The sequence below is a fragment of the Pantoea eucrina genome (genome assembly GCF_020079945.1).
GTDB lineage: Bacteria > Pseudomonadota > Gammaproteobacteria > Enterobacterales > Enterobacteriaceae > Pantoea > Pantoea eucrina.
Genome location: NZ_CP083448.1, coordinates 202,395 through 216,016 on the forward strand (window position 1 = coordinate 202,395; position 13,622 = coordinate 216,016).

9 protein-coding genes and 1 riboswitch are annotated in these 13,622 nt (G+C 56.8%); of the genes, 6 read left to right on the top strand and 3 right to left on the bottom strand.

The window, feature by feature from the left end:
* Positions 1-45 precede the first annotated feature (45 nt).
* Positions 46-300: an exopolysaccharide production protein YjbE gene (gene yjbE, locus LAC65_RS00910; RefSeq protein ID WP_039381876.1), complete on the bottom strand. Its 255-nt coding sequence runs from the start codon at positions 298-300 to the stop codon at positions 46-48.
* A gap of 506 nt (positions 301-806) precedes the next feature.
* Positions 807-2,453: a glucose-6-phosphate isomerase gene (gene pgi / locus LAC65_RS00915; RefSeq protein WP_039381878.1), complete on the bottom strand. Its 1,647-nt coding sequence runs from the start codon at positions 2,451-2,453 to the stop codon at positions 807-809.
* A gap of 453 nt (positions 2,454-2,906) precedes the next feature.
* Positions 2,907-3,101, top strand: a riboswitch (Lysine riboswitch).
* Positions 3,102-3,213: 112 nt separating this feature from the next.
* Here pgi and lysC point away from each other — a divergent pair.
* On the top strand, positions 3,214-4,569 hold the full coding sequence (lysC, locus tag LAC65_RS00920; protein ID WP_039381879.1) for a lysine-sensitive aspartokinase 3: 1,356 nt from the start codon (positions 3,214-3,216) through the stop codon (positions 4,567-4,569).
* Between the two features lie 296 nt (positions 4,570-4,865).
* On the top strand, positions 4,866-5,786 hold the full coding sequence (gene panS, locus LAC65_RS00925; RefSeq protein WP_039381880.1) for a ketopantoate/pantoate/pantothenate transporter PanS: 921 nt from the start codon (positions 4,866-4,868) through the stop codon (positions 5,784-5,786).
* Between the two features lie 46 nt (positions 5,787-5,832).
* Here panS and LAC65_RS00930 read toward each other — a convergent pair whose 3' ends face one another.
* Entirely contained in the window at positions 5,833-6,426 is a 594-nt protein-coding gene (locus LAC65_RS00930) for a YhgN family NAAT transporter (RefSeq protein WP_039381881.1), read from the bottom strand.
* 220 nt (positions 6,427-6,646) lie between these two features.
* On the opposite strand from LAC65_RS00930, the gene asd reads away from it, so the two are divergent.
* The 4 genes from asd (at position 6,647) to glgC (ending at position 13,579) form a co-directional block, all read left to right on the top strand.
* On the top strand, positions 6,647-7,756 hold the full coding sequence (gene asd, locus LAC65_RS00935; protein WP_039381882.1) for an aspartate-semialdehyde dehydrogenase: 1,110 nt from the start codon (positions 6,647-6,649) through the stop codon (positions 7,754-7,756).
* Between the two features lie 354 nt (positions 7,757-8,110).
* Complete coding sequence (gene glgB, locus LAC65_RS00940) at positions 8,111-10,297, top strand: 1,4-alpha-glucan branching enzyme (RefSeq protein WP_039381884.1); 2,187 nt, start codon at positions 8,111-8,113, stop codon at positions 10,295-10,297.
* The gene (gene glgX / locus LAC65_RS00945) at positions 10,297-12,276 is read left to right on the top strand and encodes a glycogen debranching protein GlgX (protein ID WP_039381885.1); all 1,980 of its coding nucleotides are present in this window, start codon (positions 10,297-10,299) and stop codon (positions 12,274-12,276) included. Before glgB ends, glgX begins: the two co-directional genes overlap by 1 nt.
* Before the next feature lie 10 nt (positions 12,277-12,286).
* Complete coding sequence (gene glgC / locus LAC65_RS00950; RefSeq protein ID WP_039381886.1) at positions 12,287-13,579, top strand: glucose-1-phosphate adenylyltransferase; 1,293 nt, start codon at positions 12,287-12,289, stop codon at positions 13,577-13,579.
* Positions 13,580-13,622 lie beyond the last annotated feature (43 nt).

The window sequence follows — 13,622 nt, forward strand, 5'->3', positions numbered from 1 at the left end:
AAAAAATAACCACACGGCGGTGTGGTCAGGAGTCAAAGCGTATTATCAGCGGGTCGTGCCCGTTGTGGTTGTTGTTGTACCGGTATTTGCGCCATCACCGCCGCCGCCGCCGCCAGCAGCGGCAAGGCCGAGACCTACCAGCGCGCCGAGCGCGCCAATCCCCACCGCGGTCGATGCGCCAGAGGAGATCGCGCCCGCCTGTGCGCCGGCTGCTGCGCCGGTCTCTTCCGGTACGGCGTGGGCGGCAGAAGCGACCGCGAGATATAACAAGGCTGCACCGGCAGCCACGAGTTTTTTCATAACAGCGTTTCCTGCATTTAGAAAAAAAATGAATGAAGGAGCTATCCTGGTTTCAGGCGCGTTTACGTCAGAGCAATAAAATATCAGCCTGTAGCAGGCTAAAAAGCGCGCCCGTATCCGGCTGCTGTGGTATTGCAGTCAGAAAAAACCGGCGTGAATAGCTTTTTTCCGTGGCCCGTTTGCTACTGCCTGAAGCGTAAATATGACGACATTATATACGGCAGGATTTTACACTTTTTTAGTAAAATTTGGCACGGAATAGGAATTATCGGATTTTCCTGATGGGTTGTAAATTTAAATCCGCGTGGATTCAGGGGGGCTGAGCGCCTGTTGCACACAATCAGATCCGGTAAAATCTGTGATTTTTGCAGAGGCTTAGCGCAACATCAGATTTTCTGTAGCCAGCCGAAGGGATATTGCATCAGCAATGAATGGCCGTATTAAAACCGGCAAATAAGCGGAATAAAAAAGGCGGCCAGCGGCCGCCCTGATGATCCTGATGCAAATTAACGCCAGGATTTGTAGCGATTGATCAATCCATTGGTCGAGCTGTCGTGACTGGCAATATTTGCGTCATTTTCCAGCTCAGGCAAAATACGATTTGCCAGCTGTTTGCCCAGTTCCACGCCCCACTGATCGAACGTGTAAATATTCAGAATGGCACCCTGCGTGAAAATCTTATGTTCATACAGCGCAATCAGCGCACCCAGGCTGTAAGGGGTAATTTCGCGCAGCAGAATGGAGTTAGTCGGACGGTTACCTTCAAACACTTTAAACGGCACAACGTGCGCCACTGACTCCGCCGATTTACCGGCATCGGTAAACTCTTTCTCTACCGTATCGCGTGACTTACCAAATGCCAGCGCCTCGGTCTGAGCAAAAAAGTTCGACAGCAGCTTCTGGTGGTGATCGGCCAGCGCGTTATGGGTAATGGCCGGTGCAATAAAGTCGCACGGCACCAGCTTGGTTCCCTGATGGATCAGCTGATAAAACGCATGCTGACCATTGGTGCCAGGCTCGCCCCAGATAATCGGGCCGGTCTGATAGTCGACCGGATTGCCTTCACGATCGACATACTTGCCGTTCGATTCCATGTTGCCCTGCTGGAAATAGGCAGCAAAGCGATGCATATACTGGTCGTAAGGCAGGATCGCTTCGGTTTCGGCACCAAAAAAGTTGTTGTACCAGATACCGATCAGCGCCAGCAGCACCGGCAGGTTCTGCTCCGCCGGAGCGGTGGCAAAATGCTGATCCATCGCGTGTGCGCCGCTGAGCAGCTGCGTGAAGTTGTCAAATCCGATGGAGAGAATAATAGAGAGGCCGATGGCCGACCAGAGCGAGTAGCGCCCGCCAACCCAGTCCCAGAACTCAAACATGTTGCTGGTATCAATACCAAACTCGCTGACCGCTTTGCCGTTAGTAGAGAGCGCGGCAAAATGTTTTGCCACGTGCTGCTGATCGCCCGCCGTTTTCAGGAACCAGTCGCGTGCGCTGTGCGCATTGGTCATGGTTTCCTGCGTGGTGAAGGTTTTTGAGGCCACCAGGAACAGCGTGGTTTCCGGGTTCAGATCTTTCAGCGTCTCAGCAATATGCGTGCCGTCAACGTTGGAGACAAAGTGCATATTCAGATGGTTTTTATAAGGGCGCAGCGCCTCAGTCACCATAAACGGACCGAGATCGGAGCCGCCAATGCCGATGTTGACCACATCGGTAATGGGCTTACCGGTGTATCCCTTCCATTCGCCGCTGATGATACGCTCAGAGAAGCCTTTCATCTTGTCCAGCACGGCGTTGACTTCCGGCATCACATCTTTGCCATCAACCAGAATCGGCGTATTGCTGCGGTTGCGCAGCGCCACGTGCAGCACGGCGCGCTCTTCCGTACGGTTGATCTTCTCGCCGGAGAACATCGATTTAATGGCGCCCGCCAGGTCAGTCTCTTTAGCCAGCGCCTGTAATTTTGTGAGGGTTTCCTCAGTGATACGGTTTTTTGAGAAATCCACCAGCATCTGGTCATCGAACGTAGCGGAGAATTTCGCAAAACGATCGGCATCCTGCTGAAAAAGATCGGCGATCTGCACTGATTTCATCTGTTCAAAATGCTGCTGCAGCGCTTGCCACGCTGCGGTTTGTGTCGGATTGATATTTTTCATGGCAACACTCTTGTTGATATAAGAACCGTCATTTCATCCGGGCGCGTTCCGCTGGCCCGGCATGCTTAGTTTCTCTTACGGCGCGCTGCTGATACCCCGGTGTGCGCCTGTTTATCAGGGGCATAACCGCGTCGGGTACAGTCGAACAGGCATCGCGCAAACGCATTTCAGTATGACCATAGTTGCAGGCGAAAGGAAAATTTTGTGACCCTGGCCGCACGGTTTCAGTGAAATCCAGGCGCCAGTATGCCGCATGCGGAAAAGATAAATTCTGCGGCGCGTCAGTAAAAAGCCGCGTAAGCGGGCGCTTTTGTATCAGGGATCCCGCATCGGGCGCGGCGCGTATTTACAGCGGGGCTGCACGCGTTAAAAAATCATTTCTCCGGGTGCCACAAGGCTGGACAGCAGCACAATTTGTCGATAATTTATGCCCGCGACTTGCACCTCCGGGTGCAAGCCAGAAGAGGCGCGTCGCCCAGGCAGTGTGTTTGAGGATCCGTATCCGGCGAAAACACATCAGGGGGTGCGACGCCGAGATGGCATAACACGCGGAGTGTTGTGCTGTCGGCTGCAGGGGCTGAATCCTCTGGGTTGTCACCAGAAGCGTCCGCAGTCGGACGTTTCGCAAGGTGAAGTGCTTTTGGTGACTCATCTCCTGATCTTGTCTGTCCAATTCCGCTCTTCTCTTGTGCCAAGGCTGTTATCCCTGTCTTCTGAACCGAATTCCCGGCGGAAGATAACCTGACACGAGGTTTGTTACATGTCTCAACCGTTGATTGTGGCAAAATTTGGTGGCACCAGCGTTGCCGATTTCGATGCCATGAACCGCAGCGCAGACGTTGTGCTGTCCGATGCCCAGACCCGTCTGGTCGTTCTCTCTGCGTCTGCTGGCGTGACGAATCTGCTGGTCGCGCTGGCCGAGGGCCAGGATCAGGCAGAGCGTACCCAGATGCTGGATGAAATTCGCCGTATCCAGTACGCCATTATCGATCGCCTTGCTGCGCCGGATGTGATCCGTGAAGAAATTGACCGCGTGCTGGAAAACATCACCATGCTGTCAGATACCACGGCACTGGCCAATTCTCTGGCTCTTACCGATGAGCTGGTCAGCCACGGCGAACTGATGTCAACGCTGCTGTTTGTCGAGATCCTGCGCGAGCGCGGTGTCAATGCCGAGTGGTTTGACGTTCGCAAAGTGATGCGCACCAGCGATCGTTTTGGCCGGGCCGAGCCGCAGGTGGCTGAGCTGCAGACGCTGGCAGCGGCGCAGCTGCAGCCGCGCATTGCCGAAGCGCTGGTGGTTACCCAGGGCTTCATCGGCAGCGAGAGCAAAGGGCGCACCACCACGCTGGGCCGCGGCGGCAGCGATTATACTGCTGCGCTGCTGGGCGAGGCTCTGCAGGCTGAGCGCATCGATATCTGGACCGACGTGGCAGGTATCTATACTACCGATCCGCGCGTGGTGCCGGCTGCGCGCCGTATCGAAGAGATCACCTTCGAAGAGGCGGCAGAAATGGCAATTTTTGGCGCGAAAGTGCTCCATCCCGCCACGCTGCTGCCGGCGGTACGCAGCGATATCCCGGTGTTTGTTGGCTCCAGTAAAGATCCGGCCGCCGGCGGCACGCGCGTCTGCAATGAAACGCGTAATCCGCCGCTTTTCCGCGCGCTGGCACTGCGTCGCAAGCAGACGCTGCTGACGCTGCACAGCCTGAACATGCTGCACGCGCACGGTTTTCTGGCTGAGGTGTTTGCGATTCTGGCGCGCCATAATGTTTCTGTGGATCTGGTCACCACCTCTGAAGTCAGCGTGGCGCTGACGCTGGATAACACCGGCTCCACCAGCAGCGTGGATAGCCTGCTGACGCAGGCGCTGCTTACCGAGCTCTCTTCGCTGTGCCGCGTGGAAGTTGAAGAGAATCTGGCGCTGGTCGCTATTATCGGTAACAACCTGTCGAAAGCCTGCGGCGTGGGCAAAGAGGTCTTTGGTGCGCTGGAGCCGTTTAATCTGCGCATGATTTGCTACGGTGCCAGCAGCTACAACCTCTGTTTCCTGGTGCCGACGCCAGATGCGGAAGCAGTGGTGCGCGCGCTGCATCACAATCTGTTTGGTGCCTGATACCTCTCTTTATGATGCTGATTAGCCGGACGCTGTCCGGCTTTTTTTCCGGCTAACCCCGCCATATCTGCTGGCGTTTGCCGCAAAGCGCAGTGTTATTTCCCGCTTCAGGGCGCAATACGCAGCAGCTGATAGGCAATTGCCGCCGGCACCGTCGGCGGCGATAACGAAATGTTATGATCCCTTCCGATTGCAGCGGTCGTTCCCCGTGCGATCTTTCACCTGTGGTAAATCATCTAAAACCTCTCCGGCTCGCTTTTGTAGCGGACAAAGGTCTCTGAAAAAGGAAGTGTTTCATGCTCGCCAGTCTCACCCGCCTGTTCCCACTCTGGGCTGTACTGCTCTCAGTCGCCGCCTATTACTCGCCATCCACCTTTACCGGTATCGGTCCGTGGGTCTCTTATCTGCTGATGCTGATCATGTTTGGCATGGGCGTTACGCTAAATATTGACGATTTTAAACGCGTGCTGGTGCGTCCGGCTCCGGTGATTGCCGGCACCTTTCTGCACTATCTGGTGATGCCGCTGGCCGCATGGGCGCTGGCAAAGCTGTTTCAGATGCCGCCCGATCTGGCAGCCGGCATGATTCTGGTCGGCAGCGTCGCCAGCGGAACCGCGTCAAACGTAATGATTTATCTGGCGAAGGGCGATGTAGCGCTTTCGGTAACTATCTCTTCCGTCTCTGCGCTGGTGGGCGTCTTTGCTACTCCGCTGCTGACCCGTTTTTACGTTGATACGCATATTCAGGTCGACGTGGTGGGGATGCTGCTGAGCATCGTGAAAATTGTGGTGATCCCGATTTCACTCGGGCTGATTATTCATCACACCATGAACAGCGTGGTGCGCCGCGTTGAACCCTGGCTGCCGGCGTTTTCCATGCTCTGCATTTTGCTGATTATCAGCGCGGTGGTGGCGGGTAGCCAGAGCTTTATCGGATCGGTGGGCCTGATGGTTATTCTGGCGGTGATCCTGCATAACGCCATTGGTCTGCTCGGCGGCTACTGGGGCGGCAAGCTGTTTGGCTTTGATGAGTCGACCTGCCGCACGCTGGCGCTGGAGGTGGGGATGCAGAATTCGGGGCTGGCGGCTACGCTCGGCAAACTCTATTTCTCACCGCTTGCTGCCCTGCCGGGTGCACTCTTCTCGGTCTGGCACAACCTCTCCGGCTCACTGCTGGCAGGCTACTGGTCTGGCAAACCCATAAAGAAAAAATCCTGAATGGTTGATGCGGGCGATGCCAGTCGCCCGCAGCCATAGCATGCGGTTATAACTTCAGATACGCCCGGATCCCATCCAGAAACATCTGCGTCGCCAGCATAATCAGGATCAGTCCCATCAGCCGCTCCAGCGCGTTAACGCCTTTGTCGCCCAGCAGGCGCAGAAACAGCCCCGACAGCAGCAGAATGATAACCGTAGCTCCCCAGGCGATCAGCAGCGCGCCGACCAGATGGCTCATCTGATGCGGGTACTGGTGCGACAGCAGCATCAGCGTGGCCAGCAGTGAGGGGCCGGCGACCAGCGGGATGGCCAGCGGCACGAGAAACGGCTCCTCGCCAGCCGGCAGGCCGCTGCTGCCGGTGTCGCCGGAGGGAAAAATCATGCGAATCGCGATCAGGAACAGAATAATGCCGCCGGAAATAGAGACCGTTTCGGTGCGCAGATTCAGGAACATCAGAATGCGTTCACCGGCAAACAGAAACAGCAGCATCAGACCGAGCGCAATCAGCATTTCACGCATCAGCACCACGCGACGGCGTCTGGGTTCCAGATGTTTCAGCACCGACATAAAAATAGGCAGATTGCCGAGAGGATCCATGATCAGCAGCAGCAGTACGGTCGCAGATATCATTTCAGTCATGGGCGGTAAACCACTCCTTTCTGTTGGTGTTCACTATTATTAGCTCTGTTGCTGAAAAAACAGGTGTAATCGAATTAATTCACTTGCCAGAAGTGCAGTATTTTGTAGAGTTGAAGGTCGCAGGTAAACCTGAATATTACGCAGGCTCGCGCATCGTTAGCGCCGGGTCTGATACATGCACTATACAGGCCTCGGCCCGAGCTCCTGAGACGGACAGAAAATGAAGAATGTAGGTTTTATTGGTTGGCGTGGCATGGTCGGCTCTGTGCTGATGTCACGAATGAGCGAAGAACGCGATTTTGACGTGATCAATCCGGTGTTCTTCTCTACGTCACAGCTGGGTCAGGCTGCGCCCGCGTTTGGCGGTAAGTCAACCGGCGCGCTGCAGGATGCGTTTGATATTGACGCGCTGAAAGCGCTCGACATCATTATTACCTGCCAGGGCGGCGACTATACCAGTGAAGTCTATCCAAAGCTGCGCGAGAGCGGCTGGCAGGGCTACTGGATTGATGCAGCTTCTACGCTGCGCATGAAAGATGACGCCATCATTATTCTCGATCCGGTCAACCATCAGGTTATTCGCGACGGCCTGAACAACGGCATCAAAACCTTTGTCGGTGGCAACTGCACCGTCAGCCTGATGCTGATGTCGCTGGGCGGCCTGTTTGCAAACGATCTGGTAGAGTGGGCCTCGGTGGCGACTTACCAGGCGGCGTCCGGCGGCGGCGCGCGTCATATGCGCGAACTGCTGACGCAGATGGGTATGCTGCATGATCATGTCGCTCCGGCGCTGCAGAATCCCGCTTCCGCTATTCTGGAGATTGAGCGCAGCGTGACTGATTTTACCCGTTCCGGCACGCTGCCTGTCGACAACTTTGGCGTTCCGCTGGCGGGCAGCCTGATCCCGTGGATAGATAAACAGCTGGATAACGGGCAGAGTCGCGAAGAGTGGAAAGGGCAGGCGGAGACCAACAAGATTCTCAACACCGGCAACATCATTCCGGTTGACGGCCTCTGCGTGCGCGTCGGTGCGCTGCGCTGCCACAGCCAGGCGTTTACGCTGAAGCTGAAAAAAGATCTGCCGCTGGCAGAGATTGAGCAGCTGCTTGCAGCGCATAACGAATGGGTAAAAGTGGTGCCAAACGATCGCGAGATCACGATGCGCGAGCTGACGCCCGCCGCGGTTACTGGTCGTCTGACCACGCCGGTTGGCCGCCTGCGCAAACTTAATATGGGACCGGAGTATCTTTCCGCTTTCACCGTTGGCGATCAGCTGCTGTGGGGTGCCGCAGAACCGCTGCGTCGCATGCTGCGTCTGCTTATCGACTAAGCGCAGCGACATCAGACAGGCCGGGGTTTCCCTGCTTTTTTTTAATCAGCTGACGGGCAAAACCTAAGGCAAATTGCCGCCAGCGAGTGATCGGCTTCCCTTTTTTGTTTTTCCGATAACAATTTTTCACGTTCCTCCCTGGCTTCTGCCAACCCCAAGCTATGATTTAACTGAGAAGTACCGATTGTTAACAGGTTGTACTTTTAAGCGAATTAGTAGTGGTACCTGGCAACGAATTTTCCCATGGAGGGTGGCCTCTCTTGCCAGCGTACGTATGACTCAATGAAAAGCAGCGCACTTACAGCGGCACAGTTGCCCCTGCGGTCGCCTGCACAAAATCATAGGAAGAAAGTCATGTCAGAGTTTCCCGATCGCGATGCGATCAATGCGCTTTTTGCCGGGGATTACGCCGACCCCTTTTCTGTCCTGGGAATGCACCAGACCGTTCAGGGCCTTGAAGTCCGCGCGCTGCTGCCGGATGCGTCTGAAGTCTGGGTGATTGAAACCAAAACCGGCCGCAAATGTGGTCAGCTGAAGTGTCTGGATTCACGCGGCTTTTTCAGCGGAGTGATTCCGCGCCGCAAGAACATGTTTCGCTATCAGCTGGCGGTGAACTGGCATGGTCAGCAGAATCTGATTGATGACGCCTACCGTTTTGGCCCGCTGCTGGCCGATATGGACGCCTGGCTGCTGGCTGAAGGTACGCACCAGCGTCCGTATGAAACCCTGGGTGCGCACGGCGCGACCATTGATGGCGTCAGCGGCATCCGCTTTGCCGTATGGGCGCCGAATGCCCGGCGCGTCTCTGTGGTGGGCGACTTCAACTTCTGGGACGGCCGCCGTCATCCGATGCGCTTCCGGCGCGAACTCGGTATCTGGGAGCTGTTTGTGCCGGGTGCGGTAAACGGACAGCTCTATAAATATGAGGTTGTCGATTTACACGGGCAGATGCGTATCAAAGCTGACCCGTTTGCGTTTGAAGCGCAGATGCGCCCGCAGACGGCATCGATGATCTGCGGCCTGCCGCCGAAGGTTGAGATGCAGCCAGCGCGCAAAGCGGCGAACGGTTTTGATCAGCCTATCTCTATTTATGAGGTGCACCTCGGCTCATGGCGACGCCACACCGATAACAACTTCTGGCTGAGCTACAAAGAGCTGGCTGAGCAGCTTATCCCCTATGTCAAAGAGATGGGCTTTACCCATATCGAGCTGCTGCCGATTAATGAGCATCCGTTTGACGGCAGCTGGGGTTATCAGCCGCTGGGCATGTATGCGCCGACGCGGCGCTTCGGCACGCGCGATGAGTTCCGTCAGTTTATTGCAGCGGCACATGAGGCGGGTATCAACGTACTGCTGGACTGGGTACCGGGCCATTTTCCTGACGACGACTTCGGTCTGGCGAAATTTGACGGCACTGAACTCTATGAGCACAGCGATCCGCGCGAAGGGTATCATCAGGACTGGAATACGCTGATCTATAACTTTGGCCGGCGTGAAGTCAGCAACTATCTCTCCGGTAACGCGCTTTACTGGCTGGAGCGGTTTGGCATTGACGGCCTGCGCGTGGATGCGGTGGCTTCAATGATCTACCGCGACTACAGCCGTAAAGCGGGCGAGTGGATCCCGAATCATCTGGGCGGGCGCGAAAATCTGGAAGCGATTGCATTTCTGCGTCATACCAACCAGACGCTGGGCACGGCGGTACCTGGCAGCATCACCGTGGCGGAAGAGTCAACCGACTTCCCTGGCGTCACGCGCCCGAGCGAAAATGAAGGGCTGGGCTTCTGGTTTAAGTGGAACCTGGGCTGGATGCACGACACCCTCGACTACATGAAGCTCGACCCGGTACATCGCCGCTATCATCACAATCTGATGACATTTGGCATGGCCTACAACTACAGCGAAAACTTCGTGCTGCCGCTCTCCCATGACGAAGTGGTGCACGGCAAGCGCTCTATTCTCGATCGCATGCCGGGTGACGCCTGGCAGAAGTTCGCTAACCTGCGCGCCTACTACGGCTGGATGTGGGCGTTTCCGGGTAAAAAGCTGCAGTTTATGGGCAATGAGTTTGCTCAGGGGCGCGAGTGGAACCATGACGTCAGCCTCGACTGGCACCTGCTGGAAGGCGATGACAACTGGCATCACGGCGTGCAGCGTCTGGTACGCGATCTCAACCACACCTATCGCCACTATGCGCCACTTTATCAGCTCGACTTTGATCCGCAGGGCTTTGAGTGGCTGGTAGTGGATGACCACGATAACTCGGTGTTTGTCTTTGTACGCCGCGACCGCGAAGGCAATGAGATCATTGTTGCCAGCAACTTTACGCCGGTCACGCGCCAGGATTACCGTTTTGGCGTCAATCAGGCGGGCAGCTGGCGCGAAGTGCTGAATACCGATCAGCACGACTATCACGGCAGCGACGTGCGTAACCACAGCATCGCCCGCACCGACGAGATTGCCAGCCACGGCCGCGCGCAGTCGCTGAGTCTGACCCTGCCACCGCTGTCGACCATCTGGCTGGTGCGGGAGGCGGACTGATGATCGAAGCGGGCCAGCCTGCGCCGCACGGGGCCCGCTATGATGGACGCGGCGTCAACTTCACGCTCTTCTCGCGTCACGCAGAGAAGGTGGAGCTCTGCCTGTTCAGCTGTGAAGGAGAGGAGCAGCGTCTGACGCTGCCCGCCCGCAGCGGCGATATCTGGCACGGCTATATTGCCGGGCTGAAGCCGGGTCAGCGCTACGGCTATCGCGTTTATGGTCCGTGGGATCCGCAGCGGGGACACCGTTTTAATCCGGCTAAACTGCTGGTGGACCCCTGCGCCAAAGCCGTTACCGGCAGCGTTGCGGATGACGCCGCGCTGTATGGCGGCATCGCGCAGCCTGACAGTCAGGACAGCGCCGGCTGCATGCCCAAATCGCTGGTTATCGCTGAAGACTTTGACTGGGAAGACGATCGGCCACCGCGTACGCCCTGGGGCAAAACGGTCATTTACGAAGCGCACGTGCGCGGTCTGACGCAGCTGCATCCGGAAATTCCTGAAACGCTGCGCGGGACGTATGCGGCGCTCGGCCACCCTGCTATGGTGAAGTACCTGCGCGACCTCGGCATTACCGCGCTGGAGCTGCTGCCGGTGGCGGCGTTTGCCAGCGAGCCGCGACTGCAGCGGACAGGGCTGCAAAACTACTGGGGCTACAACCCCTACGCGCTCTGGGCGGTACACCCGGATTATGCGTCAGGGGAAGCGGGCGTCACAGCGCTGCAGGAGTTTCAGCAGGCGGTGAAAACGCTGCACGCAGCAGGTATTGAAGTGATCCTGGACGTGGTCTTTAACCACTCCGCAGAGCTGGAAGAGATTGGCCCGACGCTGTCGCTGCGCGGGGTGGATAACGCCAGCTACTACTGGCTTGATGAGCAGGGGAATTACCAGAACTGGACCGGCTGCGGCAACACGCTAAATCTCAGCGATCCGCAGGTGGTGGCGTGGGCGCTGGAAGCGCTGCGATACTGGGTACAGCACTGTCACGTTGATGGCTTTCGCTTTGATCTCGCCAGCGTGCTGGGGCGTACGCCGGACTTTTGCGCTGAAGCACCGCTGCTGGCGGCGATTCGCGCCTGTCCGGTTCTGTCGCAGGTCAAGCTGATTGCTGAGCCGTGGGATATCGGCGAAAACGGCTATCAGGTGGGCCGGTTTCCGCCAGGCTTTGCCGAATGGAACGACCATTTTCGCGACGCCGCACGCCGCTACTGGCTGCATGGCGAACTGAACAACGGCGAGCTGGCGCGTCGGTTTGCCGCCTCAGCCGATCTGTTTCAGCAGGCAGGGCGCCGGCCGCACGCCAGCATTAATTTTATTACCGCGCATGATGGCTTCACGCTGCGCGACCTGGTGAGCTATAACCATAAACATAATCAGGCTAACGGCGAGGATAACCGCGACGGCAGCAGTGACAACTTCAGTCATAACCACGGGCATGAAGGGCTGAAAGCGAATCCGGATGTCCTGCAGCGGCGGCGGCACAGCGCGCATGCGCTGCTGACCACGCTGCTGCTGGCACAGGGCACGCCGATGCTGCTGGCGGGCGATGAGCGCGGCCAGAGCCAGTATGGCAACAACAACGCCTACTGTCAGAATAACCTGCTGACGTGGCTCAACTGGCAGCAGGATGATGAAGGACTGGTCGACTTTACTGCGGCGCTGATCCAGCTGCGCCAGCGCATTCCGGCGCTGACGGCAGACTGCTGGTGGCAGGAAGGTGATGGTCAGGTGCAGTGGTTCAATGCCAGCGGCAAACCACTGGAACCAGAAGAGTGGGAGCGGGGTGCGCATCAGATGCAAATCCTGCTGTCGGATCGCTGGCTGATAACAATAAATGCAACAGATGCAATCAGTGACCTAGCCTTACCAGACGGAGAATGGCATGCCATACCTCCTTTCGCCGGGGAAGATAATCCCATTTTGACAACTGTCTGGCACGGGCCCGCACGCGGCGTGTGTGTGTTCCTAAAGCAATCATAAGGAGTCAGACATGGTGAAGTTAGACAGAAACGATCCTCTGATGCTGGCGCGCCAGCTCCCTACCCAGACAGTTGCCCTGATCCTTGCTGGCGGACGCGGCACGCGTCTGAAAGATCTGACCGCAAAACGCGCGAAGCCTGCCGTTCACTTTGGCGGCAAGTTTCGTATCATCGACTTTGCCCTTTCCAACTGCATTAACTCAGGCATCCGGCGCATCGGCGTCATTACCCAGTATCAGTCGCATACGCTGACGCAGCATATTCAGCGCGGCTGGTCACTGTTTAACGAGGAGATGAATGAGTTTGTCGATTTGCTGCCCGCTCAGCAGCGCGCCGCGACGGAGTACTGGTATCGCGGCACCGCCGATGCGGTGACGCAGAACCTCGATATTATCCGGCGTTATAACGCGCAGTACATCGTGATCCTTGCAGGCGATCACATCTACAAAATGGACTACTCGCGTATGCTGCTCGACCACGCTGAACGCGGGGCGAAGTGCACTATCGCCTGTCTGCCGGTTCCGCTGGCGGAAGCGACCGCCTTTGGCGTGATGGCGGTAGATGCTGACAACAACGTGGTCGATTTTGTTGAAAAACCCGCGACTCCTCCCGCTATGCCTGGCGACGCAGATAAGGCGCTGGCAAGTATGGGTATCTATGTTTTCAATGCCGACTATCTTTATCAGTTACTGGAAGAAGATTTGCTGGTAGAGAACTCCAGCCACGACTTTGGCAAAGATCTGCTGCCAAAAATTGTGGCGAGCGGTGAGGCGTATGCACATTCATTCACGCTCTCCTGCGTGCAGAACGATGAGAATGCAGAACCCTACTGGCGTGATGTAGGTACGCTGGAGGCCTACTGGCGTGCGAATCTTGATCTGGCATCCGTGACGCCAGAGCTGGATATGTATGACCATGAATGGCCCATCCGGACCCATATGGAGCCACTGCCGCCGGCTAAATTTGTGCAGGATCGCTCCGGCAGTCATGGCATGACCATGAACTCGCTGGTATCGGGCGGCTGTATTATTTCCGGCTCCGTAGTCGTGAATTCAGTGCTGTTTCCGCGCGTGCGCGTAAACTCATTTTGCAATATTGATTCAGCGGTGCTGCTACCGGATGTTGTGGTAGGCCGTTCGTGCCGGCTTCGCCGCTGTGTAATTGACCGTGCCTGCGCAATCCCGGAGGGCATGGTGATTGGAGAGAATCCGGATGAAGACAGCCGGCGTTTTTACCGATCGGAAGAGGGCATCGTACTGGTGACGCGCGCCATGCTGGGCAGGCTGGCCACCGCGGGTCAGTGAGTGGCGACAAGCATACAAAAAAACCGCCGCGTGGAACGCGCGC

Bases quoted from the DNA above. Each gene is read 5' to 3' on its own strand.
- panS (WP_039381880.1), top strand. From the start codon at position 4,866: ATGCTCGCCAGTCTCACCCGCCTGTTCCCACTCTGGGCTGTACTGCTC.
- LAC65_RS00930 (WP_039381881.1), bottom strand. From the start codon at position 6,426: ATGACTGAAATGATATCTGCGACCGTACTGCTGCTGCTGATCATGGAT.
- asd (WP_039381882.1), top strand. From the start codon at position 6,647: ATGAAGAATGTAGGTTTTATTGGTTGGCGTGGCATGGTCGGCTCTGTG.
- glgC (WP_039381886.1), top strand. From the start codon at position 12,287: ATGGTGAAGTTAGACAGAAACGATCCTCTGATGCTGGCGCGCCAGCTC.
- glgX (WP_039381885.1), top strand. From the start codon at position 10,297: ATGATCGAAGCGGGCCAGCCTGCGCCGCACGGGGCCCGCTATGATGGA.
- glgB (WP_039381884.1), top strand. From the start codon at position 8,111: ATGTCAGAGTTTCCCGATCGCGATGCGATCAATGCGCTTTTTGCCGGG.
- pgi (WP_039381878.1), bottom strand. From the start codon at position 2,453: ATGAAAAATATCAATCCGACACAAACCGCAGCGTGGCAAGCGCTGCAG.
- lysC (WP_039381879.1), top strand. From the start codon at position 3,214: ATGTCTCAACCGTTGATTGTGGCAAAATTTGGTGGCACCAGCGTTGCC.
- yjbE (WP_039381876.1), bottom strand. From the start codon at position 300: ATGAAAAAACTCGTGGCTGCCGGTGCAGCCTTGTTATATCTCGCGGTC.